A 14,061-nucleotide genomic window follows, 5' to 3' on the forward strand; every position below is an offset into this window, starting at 1 on the left:
CCCCGGCGAGCCGTCCCGGGCGTCGGCCCGCGTGGGGCGGCGCTCAGGCTCCGAGCACCTCGGCGAGGCCGGCGCACAGCGCTTCCAGGGCGGGTTCGTAGAGCCGTTCCGGCGGGGTGGCGTAGCCGACGACGAGCCCGTCCCCGGCGCCGCCGGGGTGCGGGGCGTCGGGATGGCGGTAGAGGTCCAGGCCCTCCACGGCGACCCCGCGCCGGGCCGTCGCGGCGAGGGCCGCCCGTTCCGTGCCCGGGGGCAGTTCCAGGACGGCGTGCAGCCCGGCGGCGATGCCCGTGACCCGTACGGCGGGGGCCCGTTCGGCGAGCAGCGCGGTCAGCCGGTCGCGCCGGAGGCGGTACCGCCGGCGCATCCGCCGGACGTGCCGGTCGTACGCGCCGGAGGCGAGGAGGTCCGCGAGGGTGAGCTGGTCGGTCGCGGAGGAGTGCGGCTCCCGCTCGCCCTTCGCGGCGACCACCGGCCCCACGAGGGTGGACGGCAGGCACATCCATCCGATCCGCAGGGCGGGGGAGAGGCTCTTGCTGACGGAGCCGACGAGGACGGTCCGTTCGGGGTCGAGGCCCTGGACGGCGCCCACCGGCCGCCGGTCGTAGCGGAACTCCCCGTCGTAGTCGTCCTCGATCACCAGTCCGCCGGACTCCCGGGCCCACTCCAGCGCGCCGGCCCGGCGTTCGGGGTGCAGGGGGCCGCCGGTGGGGAACTGGTGGGCGGGGGTCAGCAGGACCGCGCGCGCCGGGCGGGGGATGTCGGCGACCCGGGCCCCGTCCCCGTCGACCGCGACCGGCAGGGTCGTGATCCCGGACTCGGCGAGGAGGCCGCGGTGGAAGGGCAGGCCGTAGGCCTCGACGGCCCACGGGTCCGCCGGGCCGAGGACGCGCGCGAGGAGGCGCAGCGCGTGCGCGGCGCCCGAGCAGACCACGATGCGGTCCGGTGCGGTGCGGACGCCCCGGACGCGGGCGAGGTACTCGGTGAGCGCGTGGCGCAGTTCGGTCCGGCCGTGCGGGTCGCCGATCCCGAAGGCCTCGTGGGGCGCGGCCGCCAGGGCCCGCCGCGCCGCGGTCGCCCAGGCGGTGCGGGGGAAGGCGGCGGGGTCGGGCTTGCCCTGGACGAGGTCGTGGGGGAGCGGGGGAGGGGCGGTGGGGCGGACGGACCGCGGGGCGGGTGCGGCGACCCGCTCGGCGACGCGGGTCCCGGAGCCCTGGCGGGAGGTGAGCCAGCCCTCGGCGACGAGTTCGGCGTAGGCGTCGGCGACGGTGTTGCGGGCGACCCCGAGGTCGGCGGCGAGCGAACGGTAGGGCGGCAGCCGGGTCCCGGGGGCCAGTCGCCCGCCGCGTACGGCCTCGCGCAGGGCGGCGACCAGCGCGGCCCGGCGGCCGCCGGCGGCGCTCAGCTCCAGGTGCAGGTCGACACCGGGCCCGCCGCCGTCGGATGCGGTCACGGGGTGCTCCTCACCGTCGCTCACGAGGCCGTCAGCGGCCTTCTGCGTCCTGCCGGGCGAGGGTAGCGCCCGACGGAGGCGCGGGACCGACCCGGGCGTCGCCCGCCGCGCGGGACCCTCCGGCCGACAGGCCCCGGGGTTCGTCGTGCAGACGTCGCGGGGCGGACGGGAGTCTGACGACAGGCCCTAGCGGGAGAGCGCGTCGCGCACGGCCTCCTCCGTGCGGCCGACGACGGCCGTGCCGTCCTCGGCGGTGATGATCGGCCGCTGGATGAGCTTCGGATGCGCGGAGAGGGCCTCGATCCACCGCTCGCGGCTTCCGGCGTCGCGGGCCCAGTCCTTCACGCCGAGCTCCTTGGCGGCGGCCTCCTGCGTCCGCGTGATGTCCCAGGGTTCGAGCCCGAGCCGGTCGAGCACCCGGCGGATCTCCTCGGGCGAGGGCACGTCCTCCAGGTAGCGGCGCACGGTGTAGTCGGCGCCCTCGGCGTCGAGAAGGGTGAGGGCGCTGCGACACTTGGAACAGGCGGGATTGATCCAGATCTCCATGCCCCCACGGTACCCCCCAGGGCCCTCGCCACCACCCCCCAAACCCCCTCTGGCCAGGGGCGATTGTCAGTGGGGGGCCCTAAAATGGGGGGTGAAGGTGAGGGTCCCGGGGAGGGCCCGCACCCCGCCGTTCGCCAGGAGGTAGCCCATGGCTCTCGCCGTGATCCGGACACCGTCCCTCGAACCCTGGAAGCCGCTCCGGAAGAAGCCGCTCCCCGCGGGCCGCCCCCGCGAGTGGTACGTGACGCACAACCGCCGGCTGAAGGCCATGCGCCTCGCGATCGCCCTCCTCGACGCCGGCGTCTACGTCCCGTCGAAGGCCACGAACGCGACGATACGCACCGCGGCCGACCACCTCGGCATCCACCCGCCCTCGGACACCACCTGCCGCATGGTCCGCGCCATGATCCGCTACGGGCGCTGACCCGGAGGGACGCCGCCCGGCCCCGGGCCGGCGGAGAGCGGCGAGGCCCGCCACCCCCTCGAAAGGGGGTGGCGGGCCTCGGAAGAGCCTCGCTCGCGCGGTGCGGCTTAGAGGTCGAAGTACAGCTCGAACTCGTGCGGGTGCGGGCGGAGCTGGATCGGGGCGATCTCGTGGGTCCGCTTGTAGTCGATCCAGGTCTCGATCAGGTCGGAGGTGAAGACGCCGCCGGCCTGGAGGTACTCGTTGTCGGCCTCGAGGGCGTTGAGGACGGCCTCCAGGTTGGTCGGGACCTGCTGGACGTTGGCGTGCTCCTCGGGAGCCAGCTCGTACAGGTCCTTGTCGATCGGCTCCGCCGGCTCGATCTTGTTCTTGATGCCGTCGAGGCCCGCGAGGAGCAGGGCGGAGAAGGCGAGGTACGGGTTCGAGGACGGGTCCGGCGCGCGGAACTCGACGCGCTTGGCCTTCGGGTTCGAGCCCGTGATCGGGATGCGCATGGCGGCGGAGCGGTTGCGCTGCGAGTACACCATGTTGACCGGGGCCTCGAAGCCCGGCACCAGGCGGTGGTAGGAGTTCACCGTCGGGTTGGTGAAGGCGAGCAGCGACGGGGCGTGCTTGAGGATGCCGCCGATGTAGTAGCGGGCGGTGTCCGAGAGGCCCGCGTAGCCGGTCTCGTCGTAGAACAGCGGGTCGCCGTTCGACCACAGCGACTGGTGGACGTGCATGCCCGAGCCGTTGTCGCCGAAGATCGGCTTCGGCATGAAGGTCGCGGTCTTGCCGTTGCGCCAGGCGACGTTCTTCACGATGTACTTGAAGAGCATCAGGTCGTCGGCCGCGGCCAGCAGCGTGTTGAACTTGTAGTTGATCTCGGCCTGGCCGGCGGTGCCGACCTCGTGGTGCTGGCGCTCGACCTGCAGGCCGACGTTCTCCAGCTCCAGGGAGATCTCCGAGCGCAGGTCGGCGAAGTGGTCGACCGGCGGGGCCGGGAAGTAGCCGCCCTTGTAGCGGACCTTGTAGCCGCGGTTGTTCTCCTCCGCACCGGTGTTCCAGGCGCCGGCCTCGGAGTCGATGTGGTAGAAGCCCTGGTTCGCGGAGGTCTCGAAGCGCACCGAGTCGAACACGTAGAACTCGGCCTCGGGGCCGAAGTACGCGGTGTCGGCGATGCCGGTGGAGGCGAGGTAGGCCTCGGCCTTCTTCGCGATGTTCCGCGGGTCGCGGCTGTACTGCTCACCCGTGATCGGGTCGTGGATGAAGAAGTTGATGTTCAGCGTCTTGTCGCGGCGGAAGGGGTCCACCCGGGCCGTCGACAGGTCGGCGCGGAGCGACATGTCGGACTCGTGGATCGCCTGGAAGCCGCGGATCGACGAGCCGTCGAAGGCGAGCTCCTCCGACGGGTCGAACGCCGTCGCCGGGATCGTGAAGTGCTGCATCACGCCCGGAAGGTCGCAGAAACGGACGTCGACCATCTTGACGTCGTTGTCCCGGATGTACTTCTTGACCTCGTCGGCGTTCTGGAACCCGTGCGTCTCGGACATCCCACTCCTCCTACTCCCGGCCCGGGGAGGGGCGGGGTTTGCAGCTGGTTCGTGCGGCCAGTGCGGTGGCACACGCTGGGCCCGACCATAGGCAGACGGGATTTCTCAAGCATGACCCAATTGTTTCGTCGAAGTTAACCGGGCTGGGTGCCCGTCTGCATGGCGGCGCGGTTCGCCTACCCGGACCGAAGTGATCGAAAACGGGCGCAGTACCGTGGTCGCGTGGACAACAGGCAAGCACTCGGATCTTGGCTCTCCGGCCCCCGCGCGGCGGCCGAGGACGCAGGCGTCGACTTCGGTTACCGCGGTCAGCAGCTGGGGCTGCCCGAGGAGGGCCCCGGTTCGATCGCCCGCCCCGGGCGGCGCCTCGGCGCCCTCGCCGTCGACTGGGCCCTCTGCACGCTGATCGCATACGGCCTCATCACCGACGGCTACAACCAGGCCACCGGCAACTGGGCCCTCGTCATCCTGCTCGTCCTGAGCGTGCTGACGGTCGGCACCATCGGCTCCACCCCCGGCAAGCGGCTCTTCGGCCTCGGGGTCGTCTCCGTGAACGGCGGCCGCCTCGGCCTCCCGCGGGTGGCGCTCCGCTCCCTGCTCGTCTGCCTGGCGATCCCCGCCCTCATCTGGGACCGCGACGGCCGCGGCCTCCACGACCGCCTCTCGGGGGCCGTACAGGTCCGCATCTGACGCCCCTGGTGTTCCCGGAGGCCCCCACGGGCCCCGGAGCGCTCAGGGAGCCCTGGGAGCCCATGGAGAAGGCCCCGGACCGTGTGACGGTCCGGGGCCTTCTCCATACAGCGGTGCGGCCGGTCCGGCCGGTGGATCTCCCGGAGCCGATCGGTGGGGACGGGCGTCCCCGGTCGGATGCGTCGGCGGTCGGGTGTTCCGGCGGTGCGGTGTGTCAGCGCATCTTTCCGCCGCGCGGCATCCGCATGCCCTTGGGCATCGGACCCTTCGGCAGCGGCATGTTGCTCATCAGGTCGCCCATCGCCCGGAGGCGGTCGTTGGCCGCGGTCACCTGCGGCCCGCTGAGCACCCGCGGGAGCTTGAGCATGGTCGTGCGGATCTTCTTCAGCGGCACCTGGCCCTCGCCGTCGCCGACGATGATGTCGGTGACCGGCACGTCGACCACGACGCGGTTCATCCGCTTCTTCTCGGCCGCGAGCAGGGGCTTCACCCGGTTCGGGTTGCCCTCGGCGACCAGCACGATGCCGGCCCGGCCGACCGCCCGGTGCACGACGTCCTGGCTGCGGTTCATCGCGACCGCGGGGGTCGTCGTCCAGCCGCGTCCGACGTTCTGCAGCACCGCCGCCGCCGCGCCGGGCTGGCCCTCCATCTGCCCGAAGGCCGCGCGCTCGGCGCGCCGCCCGAAGACGATGGCCGCCGCCAGGAGCCCCAGGACGAAGCCCAGGATGCCCAGGTAGACCGGGTGGCCGATCAGGAAGCCGATCGCGAGGAGGACACCGAGTACGACGATGCCCACGCCTGCGACGACAAGTCCGACCTTAGGGTCGGCCTTTCGGGTCATCTTGTACGTGAGGGCGATCTGCTTGAGCCGCCCCTGGTTCGCAGCGTCAGCGCTGCCCGTGTTTGCCTTCCTCGCCATGTCCTGAAGTTTACGTGGCCCGGGACGTGCGGCCCGACGCGACCTCCATCACGTGCTGGGCCTCGACCCGGTCCTTGGCGTTGCGCCGGTCCTCCAGGACGGAGTTCCAGGCGTTGCGCCGGGCGGTGCGCTGCCCGGCGCCGAGGAGCAGTGCCTCCACGGCCTTCAGGGCGTCGGTGACGGACGGGATCGCGGTGACGCGGACGTGCGTCGATGCGGCCGGCATGTCGGGGTCCTCCCTCGATTGCGGGTGAGACGAGGCGGGGGGTGCGAGCGGGGCGGTGAGCGGTGGGTGGCGCTGAGTGAATCCAGGCTCACAGACTGGTGTTACCAGGGCGTGACCCGGTGGTCAAACACTGATGAAACGTTGATGCGGCCATGTGGCGGCCCCGCAAACGGCGGCGCGGCCCGTACCTCCCCGCTGAGCTGCGGGGCCGTACGGGCCGCGTCCGATTCGGCCATTACCGGCCGGTAATCACTTGTGCTCCGATTCACACGGCCTGCGTGGCGTTGTCCACCGCGCCGCGCTTCTCCGTGCCGCCGGTCGAGCTCCGCCTCGCCACCGCTCCGGCCGCGTGCCCGCCCTCGTACCTCGGGCGGACCCGCAACCTACGCTCCGGCTCGGCTGCGCTTCTCCGTGCCGCCGGTCGAGCTCCGCCTCGCCACCGCTCCGGCCGCGTGCCCGCCCTCGTACCTCGGGCGGACCCGCAACCTACGCTCCGGCTCGGCTGCGCTTCTCCATCGCCTGCTGGAAGAGGCGACCCGCCCGGTACGACGAACGGACCAGCGGGCCCGACATGACGCCGGAGAAGCCGATCTCGTCGGCCTCCTCCTTGAGCTCCACGAACTCCTGCGGCTTCACCCAGCGCTCCACCGGGTGGTGCCGGACGGAGGGGCGCAGGTACTGCGTGATCGTGATCAGCTCGCAGCCGGCGTCGTGCAGCTGCTGGAGCGCCTCGCTGATCTCCTCGCGGGTCTCGCCCATGCCGAGGATCAGGTTCGACTTCGTGACCAGACCGTAGTCACGGGCCTGCGTGATGACGTCGAGCGAGCGCTCGTAACGGAATCCCGGACGGATCCGCTTGAAGATCCGCGGGACCGTCTCCACGTTGTGCGCGAACACCTCGGGGCGCGCGTCGAAGACCTGCCGGAGCAGCTCCGGCACGGCGTTGAAGTCGGGCGCGAGCAGCTCGACCTTGGTGCGGCCGTCGGCGCGCTCCGCGGTCTGCTGGTGGATCTGGCGCACGGTCTCGGCGTACAGCCAGGCGCCGCCGTCCTCCAGGTCGTCGCGGGCGACGCCGGTGATCGTGGCGTAGTTCAGGTCCATCGTGACGACGGACTCGCCCACGCGGCGCGGCTCGTCCCGGTCCAGCGCCTCGGGCTTGCCCGTGTCGATCTGGCAGAAGTCGCAGCGCCGGGTGCACTGGTCCCCGCCGATGAGGAAGGTGGCCTCGCGGTCCTCCCAGCACTCGAAGATGTTGGGGCAGCCCGCCTCCTGGCAGACCGTGTGCAGGCCCTCGCTCTTCACGAGGCCCTGCATCTTCGTGTACTCGGGCCCCATCTTCGCCCGCGTCTTGATCCACTCGGGCTTGCGCTCGATGGGGGTCTGGGCGTTCCGGACCTCCAGGCGCAGCATCTTGCGTCCGTCGGGTGCGACTGCGGACACATCGGCTCCTGTAGCTTCGATTCTTCGGCGCACACCAGGGTACGCCGTTGCTTCCCATGCCTTACTACGTCTGGCCAACCTCTGGCCAGCGCCCTGCATTCCTGCGGGCGCCCCTCAGGCCGAGGCCGGCTCGACCGGGCGCTCGATCTCGCGCGGCCTCAGGTCCGCGTGTTCCAGGACGGCTCGCAGGTGCTTCTCGGCCACCGGCAGCACCTCCTCGATGGTCACGTCCCGGCCCAGCTCGTTGGCGAGCGAGGTGACGCCCGCGTCCCGGATGCCGCACGGGATGATCCGGTCGAACCAGGCGTTGTCGGGATTCACGTTCAGGGCGAAGCCGTGCATCGTGACGCCCTTGGCGACCCGGATGCCGATCGCGGCGAGCTTCCGGTCCTCGCGGCGCTGGCCGGCGTTGGACGGGGCGTACTCGGGGCCGTTCAGGCGCGGGTCGAACTCCTCGTCGTTCAGCCGCGGGTCGAAGTCCAGGGAGAGCCCGCCGAGCGCCGGGCGCTGCTCGACCGGGTCGCCGAGCACCCAGACGCCGCTGCGGCCCTCGACCCGGCTCGTCTCCACGCCGAACTCGGCGGCGGTGAGGATCAGCGCCTCCTCCAGCCGGCGCACGTGCGCGACGACGTCCACCGGGCGGGGCAGCTTCAGGATCGGGTAGCCCACGAGCTGACCGGGGCCGTGCCAGGTGATCTTGCCGCCGCGGTCCACGTCCACCACCGGCGTCCCGTCGAGCGGGCGCTCGCTCTCCGTCGTGCGCCGGCCCGCCGTGTACACCGGGGGGTGCTCCAGAAGCAGACAGGTGTCGTCGATCTCGTCGGCGAACCGCGCGGCGTGCACCTCGCGCTGCTTGTCCCAGGCCACCCGGTAGTCGACGGCTTCCCCGCCGAACCCAAGGCGGACGAATCGCAGCTCACTCACGGCCATGCCTCCTCCTGGGTGCCGGGGACCGGAATCCGGGGATCATCCCGGGCCGGTGCGGCACCATGCGTCATTCGCGCCCATGCCACTGTACGGCGGTGCCGGGAAAGGGCCTCGGGCAGGTGGACGGGGGCGGCTCTCCCGCAGGTGGACGGGGGTGCCCTCCGCCAGGTGGCCGGGAGCGCCTACGTCAGCGATGCCATCAATCCTCACACGATCGGATGAATGTGGGGCGAAGGTGGCGGTTAGGGCGGTGAGGACCGCTAAATTCGCGCCGTTCCATGAGGGTCCGACGGGGCTGCCGTCCGGGCCCGGAAGGCAGGAGACCGCACAGCTGATGACGGAACGACCACCGCAGCGCATCCCGAACCGCCAGCTCGCCGCGCTCATCGCCGAAGCAGGGTTCTCGCACGCGGGCCTGGCGAGACGGGTGGACCAGCTCGGTCTGGAACACGGTCTCGACCTGCGGTACGACAAGACCTCGGTGACCCGCTGGCTCCGCGGCCAGCAGCCGCGCGGCACCACGCCCGCGCTGATCGCCGAGGTCTTCACCCGTCGCCTCGGCCGCCGGCTCTCGGCCCAGGACCTCGGCCTCGACGCCTGTGCCCCGGTCTACGCCGGGCTGGAGTTCGCGGCGACCCCCGAGGAGGCCGTCGACATCGTCAGCGGCCTCTGGCGGAAGGACTCCGGCAGCCACGCCGAGCTCCGCAAGATCGCCTTCACCCCGGCGGGCCTCGTCGTGCCCAGCCGCGACTGGCTGATCGGCCGAGCGGACGACCGGGTGGCCCGGGGCGACGCGCCGCAGGGCCCGCGGACCGCGTCGTCGCCGGTGACCGCGGCGGCCGCGGCGGCGACGGCGGAGGCCCGGCTCGCACACGACCCGCGAGCCGCCCACGACACCCGCCTCGCCCACGACCCCCGGGTGCCGGCCCAGGGGCGCTTCTCCGTGCCCCGGCAGCGGGGCACGGACCGGGGACCCGGCCAGCGGGTCTCCAGCGGGGACGTCGCCGCCCTGCGCTCGGTCGGCGAGCTCTTCCGCACGCTCGACCACGCCTACGGCGGCGGGCACGCCCGCCAGGCCCTCGTCCGCTACCTGGAGCACGAGGCGGAGCCGATGCTGCGCGGCACCTACGGCGAGTCCGTCGGCAGGCGCCTCTTCGCCGCGGCCGCCGACCTCACCCGGCTCGCCGGCTGGACGTCCTACGACATCGCCGCGCACGGCCTCGCCCAGCGCTACTTCGTCCAGGCGCTGCGACTGGCCCAGGCGGCCGGGGACCGGGCGTACGGCTCGTACGTGCTCCTCACCATGAGCTGCCAGGCCGTCTACCTCGGCCACGGGCGGGAGGCCGTGCAGCTCGCCCGCGTCGCCCAGCAGGGCGTCGGGCCCGCCGCACCTCCCGTCGTGCAGGCGATGCTGCACGCGGTCGAGGCGCGGGGGCACGCGGTGCTCGGCGAGGCGCGGGTGTGCAGCGCCTCGCTGGTGCGCGCCGAGCGGGCCCTGGAGGCGGCCCGGCCCGGCGACGAGGTGCCGTACTGGGCCCGGACGTTCGACGAGGCCCAGCTCGCCGACGAGCTCGGACACTGCCACCGCGACCTCCAGCAGTACCGGCCGGCGGCCCAGCACGCCGAACGCGCCCTCCAGCTCCGCGCGCCCGGCTTCGCCCGCAGCCGCCTCTTCTGCCGGGTGGTCCTGGCCACCTCGCGACTGGCCCTGGGGGAACTGGACCAGGCGTGCGCCCTCGGCGCGGAGGCAGCCCAGCAGGCCTCGGAGATGCGGTCGGCGAGGGCGGTCGAGTACGTACGGGACTTCGAGCGGCGCCTGGAGCCGTACCGCGACGCGGCGGCGGCCCGCACGTACCGAGACCGAGTGGCAGCCATCGGCTGACCCCCGGGCCCCCACGGCGGCGTGCCCCGCCCTGGGGGCCGGGCCCGACCCCGGCGCCGGGGCCGCGGCCGCATCCCCGCCGTGTGGACCGCGCCCTCGCCCGACACCCGCCGGGCCCGTGCCACCCCGGCCCGCCACCGCCGGAGCGTTGCCCGCAACGAGCCCGGAGGGGGCTACGCCGCCTCCTCCTCCCGTTCCCCGTCGCCCGTTCCCAGGCCCAGGTCGCGCAGGAGGGCGCGGGCCGCCCGCTGCCCCGACACCAGGGCGCCCTGGAGGGTGCTCGTCGCCCGGTGGTCGCCGCAGACGTACAGGCCCGCCAGCAGGCGGACCGAACGCCGCGCGTCGTGCGGGGGCGGCATCGCCGGTATCGCGTCCGGCGTGTGGCGCATGTCCAGCAGCTCCCACTCGTCCGTCGACTGGCCGTACAGCGTGGCCAGGTGCTTGCGGACCCGCCGTTCCGTGTCGTCCGGCGGCGTGCCGAGGATCGTGGAGGTGACCAGCGTCCGGCCCTCCGGCGCCCGTTCCGGGTCGACCGCGCTCATCACCGCCGTGTGGGCCACCGGCCCTCCCGGGTCGGCCTCCAGGAGCAGGGTCGGGTCCGCCGTCGGCGCGGCGGGGGCGGTGTGGTGCAGCACCGTCACCGCGTGGAAGTCCGGCGTCCGCAGCCCCGGCAGCAGCCCGGCCGCCGTCCGCGCCCCCGTCGCGAGGACAACCGACCGGCACCGGAACACCCCGTGCTCCGCCGTCGTCACCCGCGAGATCGACGCGTCCGTGACCCGGACCCCGGTCCGGACCGTGCCGGGCGGCAGCGCCGCCGCGAGCCGCTCCGGGAGCGCCGCCGCCCCGCCCTCGGGCACCGCGAGGCGGCCCCGGGCGAAGGCGCGCAGCGCCAGGTCCGCGCGCCGGCTCGACATGCCGAGGTCCGGATCGCCGAGGAGCGCCGCGAGCAGCGGCCGCAGCACGCCCTGGACGGTCCTGGCGGGCAGCCGCGAGGCCAGCGCCTCGCGCGCGGTCCGCTCGGGGCGGGCCAGGATCCGCTGCGTCGGGGTCGCCGCGAGCCGGACGAGGGACGCGCCGAGCCGCGCCTGGTCGAGCGACGCGGCCGGATGCCGGGGGGCGCTCGCGAGGGCGCGCGCCACGCTGAACGCTCCCCCCACGCTCCGGTGCCCCGCGTTCCGGGGTCCGACGGCCGTCCGGCGGGGGTGCGCTGCGCCCCACCGCGCGTACCGGCCGTCGCTGTGCACGAGCACCCCCGGGGCGAACGGCCGCAGCACCAGGCCGTCGAGTCCCGGAAGGGTCCGGAGCTCCTCGTACGACAGGGTGACCAGCGGTCCGACCCGGTCGAGCCGGAAGCCGTCGACGGCCTCGGTCGCCATCCGGCCCCCGACGCGGGGTTCCGCCTCCAGGACGGCCACGGAGAGCCCGGCGTCGGTGAGCCGGCCGGCCGCGGCGAGTCCCGCGACCCCGGCTCCCACGATGACGACGTCGACGCTCTGCGCGCCGTCGACGTCCGTACGCTGTGCGGTCCTTGCGCTGTCTGCGCTGTTGAGCACGTGCCCCTCCCCAGGTCGGCGCGGCCGGTGGGGTGCCTATGCCCCCAACCGGCCTCCGGAATGCCCGAGTTCGCCGTTCTCGTCGAGCCTAGGCAGCGCTCCCACGCGCGCCAGCCGCGCGCACCGGGGTGCGTGCGGCACGGGGGAGCACGGAGGGGGAGCGGGGGAGGGCGAGAGGCGTCGGGGCGGGGCGGGGTTCAGCGGGCCGCCGCCCGGATCGAGTCGTCGATCGTCGGGAACGCGAAGTCGAATCCGGTCTCCAACAGCCGCCCAGGCAGCACCCGCTGACTCCCCAGCACGTCCTGTGCGAAGTCTCCGAGCACCGCCTTCAGCGCGGGCGCGGGAACCGTGAGGAGGGTCGGCCGGTGCAGGACCCGGCCCATCGCCGCCGTCACCTCGCGGTTGGTGACCGGCTCGGGGGCGGTCAGGTTCACCGGGCCCGTCAGCTCCGGGGTGTCGACGAGGTGGCGCAGGGCCGCCACCTCGTCGTGGAGGGAGATGAACGACCAGTACTGGCGGCCGTCGCCCATCCGGCCGCCGAGGCCGGCCCGGAAGAGCGGGAAGAGCCGCCCCCACGCCCCGCCCTCGCGGGCCACCACCAGACCGGTGCGGGCGAAGGCCACGCGGATGCCGGCCTCCTCGGCGGGGGCCGCGGCGGCCTCCCACTCCACGCAGACCTCGGGCAGGAAGCCCGTCCCCGCGGGGGCGCTCTCGTCGACCGCGCGGCTGCCGGTGTCGCCGTACCAGCCGAGCGCGGTGCCGCAGACCAGGCTCTCCGGCGGCTCCGCGAGGGAGGCGAGGGCCTGGGAGATCGCCGTGGTGCCGAGGACGCGGCTGTCGCGGATCTCCCGCTTGTACGCCTCGTTCCAGCGGCGTTCGCCGACCCCGGCGCCGGCGAGGTGCACGACGGAGTCCACGCCGACGAGCCCGGCGGCGTCCACGTACAGCCGCTTCGGGTCCCATTCGACCTCGTCGGCGGTCCGGGCGGGCCGCCGGACGAGCCGGAGGACGTCGTGGCCGTCGGCGCGCAGGGAGCGGACGAGGGCGGAGCCGATGAGCCCGGATGCGCCGGTGACGGCGACGCGCTTGCGAGTGGCGGAAGGCTGCATGGGGACCATCCTGCCCTTCCGGGCGGGCGCGTGGCACAGTGGCCGCCATGATCGTGCCGGAGACGCTGATACGTACCGCCGAACGCGCGGACGACGCCGCCCTCGGGGCGCTCGACCGGGCCGCCTGGTCGACCCTGCACGCGGTGCTGCCCGCCCCCGTCCCGCCGTACGGGCCGTTCTTCGACGACCGGCACCTGCCCGCGGACTACCTCCTCGCCGAGCGGGCGGGCGTCCTCGTCGGCTACATCCGGGTGGTGCCGCCGACCCCGCTCGCCGCCACCGCCCACGTGCGGCAGATCCAGGGCCTCGTGGTCGCCGAGGCCGCGCGGGGCCACGGCGTGGCGCGGGCGCTGCTGCGGGCCGCGATGGACAGGGCGCGGGCGGACGGAGCCGTCCGCATGACGCTGCGGGTGCTCGGGCACAACGCCCCGGCCCGCGCGCTCTACGCCGCCGAGGGCTTCGCGGTCGAGGGCGTGCTGCCGGGGGAGCTGTTCCTCGCCGGGGAGTACGTGGACGACGTCCTCATGGGGCGGTCGCTGGCCCTCCGCTGAGGCACGACGTTCTCATGGGGCGGTCGCCGGCCCTCCGCTGAGGCACGACGTCCTCATGGGGCGGTCGCCGGCCCTCCGCTGAGGGCGGGGCCGAGCAGCCGCATCCCGCCCATCAGTTCGCGCAGGCACCGGACCGCGAGCTCCGCGGGGGCGCCCTCGCCCCGGGCCGGCGCGTCGGTCTCGGCCCAGCTCTCCAGGGCGATCCGGATGGCGTCCGTGGCCGCCGCGGCCGCGAGCCGCACCTCCAGGGGGTCCGCCGCCGGCCCCGCGAGTCCGGCCACGACCTCGCGCAGCCGCTCCTCGGACTCCTGGTTGACCCGGTACCAGACGGCCCGCAGGGCCGGGTCCTCCGCGGCCGCGCGCAGCAGTCCGCGGGTCCAGCGCAGCCCCTCCTCGGTCGCCGGGTCCGCGGGGGTCAGGGAGGCGGCGATCGATCGCTCCAGGGCCGCGGGCAGTCCCGCGCCCGGTTCCGTGGCGGCCGTGGCGGCGAGGAGCTCGCGCCAGCGGTCGCCGCCGCCGGCGAGCAGCGGGGCGACGGCGTCCTGCTTGGACCGGAAGTACCGGTAGAAGGTGCGCAGCGCGACCCCGGCCCGCAGGGCGATGTCCTCCGCCGTGGTGCCGTCGGGGCCGCTCTCGGTGAAGAGCTCGGCGGCGGCGCGCGCGATGTCCAGCTGGGTGGCGGCCTTGCGGCGCTCCGTCAGCGTCCGGGTGGGGGGCGTGGACCCCTCGGGCTTGGTGCTCACCGTACGAAGCGTACGCCCGCGCCCGCCGATGGTGCACAACGTGCAGATATGGCAAACCGTGCCACT

At 74.1% G+C, this 14,061-nt stretch carries 14 protein-coding genes; 4 read left to right on the forward strand and 10 right to left on the reverse strand.

The window, feature by feature from the left end:
• Positions 1-43 precede the first annotated feature (43 nt).
• Positions 44-1,453, reverse strand: a complete 1,410-nt coding sequence (gene pdxR / locus ACY0MR_RS26080) for a MocR-like pyridoxine biosynthesis transcription factor PdxR (RefSeq protein WP_473555699.1) — start codon at positions 1,451-1,453, stop codon at positions 44-46.
• A 186-nt stretch (positions 1,454-1,639) separates the two neighbouring features.
• On the reverse strand, positions 1,640-1,999 hold the full coding sequence (locus ACY0MR_RS26085; RefSeq protein ID WP_388799587.1) for an arsenate reductase family protein: 360 nt from the start codon (positions 1,997-1,999) through the stop codon (positions 1,640-1,642).
• A 148-nt stretch (positions 2,000-2,147) separates the two neighbouring features.
• Here ACY0MR_RS26085 and ACY0MR_RS26090 point away from each other — a divergent pair, with 148 nt between their 5' ends.
• Positions 2,148-2,423 carry a hypothetical protein gene (locus ACY0MR_RS26090; protein WP_392042488.1) on the forward strand — a complete coding sequence of 92 codons (276 nt, stop codon included), beginning with the start codon at positions 2,148-2,150 and terminating at the stop codon, positions 2,421-2,423.
• A gap of 107 nt (positions 2,424-2,530) precedes the next feature.
• On the opposite strand, the gene glnA is transcribed toward ACY0MR_RS26090, so the two are convergent.
• A complete protein-coding gene (gene glnA / locus ACY0MR_RS26095) occupies positions 2,531-3,955 on the reverse strand; it encodes a type I glutamate--ammonia ligase (RefSeq protein ID WP_361855927.1) in 1,425 nt (474 codons plus the stop codon).
• A 222-nt stretch (positions 3,956-4,177) separates the two neighbouring features.
• Between glnA and ACY0MR_RS26100 the strand changes: the two genes are divergently transcribed.
• The gene (locus ACY0MR_RS26100; RefSeq protein ID WP_266965265.1) at positions 4,178-4,645 is read left to right on the forward strand and encodes an RDD family protein; all 468 of its coding nucleotides are present in this window, start codon (positions 4,178-4,180) and stop codon (positions 4,643-4,645) included.
• Positions 4,646-4,859: 214 nt separating this feature from the next.
• On the opposite strand, the gene ACY0MR_RS26105 is transcribed toward ACY0MR_RS26100, so the two are convergent.
• From ACY0MR_RS26105 to lipB, 4 genes are all read right to left on the reverse strand, one after another.
• Positions 4,860-5,564, reverse strand: coding sequence for a DUF4191 domain-containing protein (locus ACY0MR_RS26105; RefSeq protein ID WP_361855933.1), 705 nt, complete (start codon positions 5,562-5,564; stop codon positions 4,860-4,862).
• Positions 5,565-5,574: 10 nt separating this feature from the next.
• Entirely contained in the window at positions 5,575-5,790 is a 216-nt protein-coding gene (locus tag ACY0MR_RS26110) for an SCO2195 family GlnR-regulated protein (protein WP_073917406.1), read from the reverse strand.
• A 486-nt stretch (positions 5,791-6,276) separates the two neighbouring features.
• Complete coding sequence (gene lipA / locus ACY0MR_RS26115) at positions 6,277-7,230, reverse strand: lipoyl synthase (protein ID WP_388799592.1); 954 nt, start codon at positions 7,228-7,230, stop codon at positions 6,277-6,279.
• A 114-nt stretch (positions 7,231-7,344) separates the two neighbouring features.
• Complete coding sequence (gene lipB / locus ACY0MR_RS26120; protein ID WP_361855940.1) at positions 7,345-8,154, reverse strand: lipoyl(octanoyl) transferase LipB; 810 nt, start codon at positions 8,152-8,154, stop codon at positions 7,345-7,347.
• 337 nt (positions 8,155-8,491) lie between these two features.
• Here lipB and ACY0MR_RS26125 point away from each other — a divergent pair, with 337 nt between their 5' ends.
• Positions 8,492-10,039, forward strand: a complete 1,548-nt coding sequence (locus ACY0MR_RS26125; protein WP_388799594.1) for a regulator — start codon at positions 8,492-8,494, stop codon at positions 10,037-10,039.
• Positions 10,040-10,212: 173 nt separating this feature from the next.
• Here the strand turns inward: ACY0MR_RS26125 and ACY0MR_RS26130 are convergent, their stop codons facing one another.
• The gene (locus ACY0MR_RS26130) at positions 10,213-11,592 is read right to left on the reverse strand and encodes an NAD(P)/FAD-dependent oxidoreductase (RefSeq protein ID WP_473555704.1); all 1,380 of its coding nucleotides are present in this window, start codon (positions 11,590-11,592) and stop codon (positions 10,213-10,215) included.
• 197 nt (positions 11,593-11,789) lie between these two features.
• Positions 11,790-12,710 carry a TIGR01777 family oxidoreductase gene (locus tag ACY0MR_RS26135; RefSeq protein ID WP_473555706.1) on the reverse strand — a complete coding sequence of 307 codons (921 nt, stop codon included), beginning with the start codon at positions 12,708-12,710 and terminating at the stop codon, positions 11,790-11,792.
• A gap of 38 nt (positions 12,711-12,748) precedes the next feature.
• Between ACY0MR_RS26135 and ACY0MR_RS26140 the strand changes: the two genes are divergently transcribed.
• Entirely contained in the window at positions 12,749-13,252 is a 504-nt protein-coding gene (locus tag ACY0MR_RS26140; protein ID WP_388799598.1) for a GNAT family N-acetyltransferase, read from the forward strand.
• Positions 13,253-13,305: 53 nt separating this feature from the next.
• Here the strand turns inward: ACY0MR_RS26140 and ACY0MR_RS26145 are convergent, their stop codons facing one another.
• Entirely contained in the window at positions 13,306-13,995 is a 690-nt protein-coding gene (locus ACY0MR_RS26145) for a TetR/AcrR family transcriptional regulator (protein WP_473555709.1), read from the reverse strand.
• Between the last annotated feature and the right edge of the window lie 66 nt (positions 13,996-14,061).

The sequence above is a fragment of the Streptomyces sp. JN8 genome, from assembly GCF_055808075.1.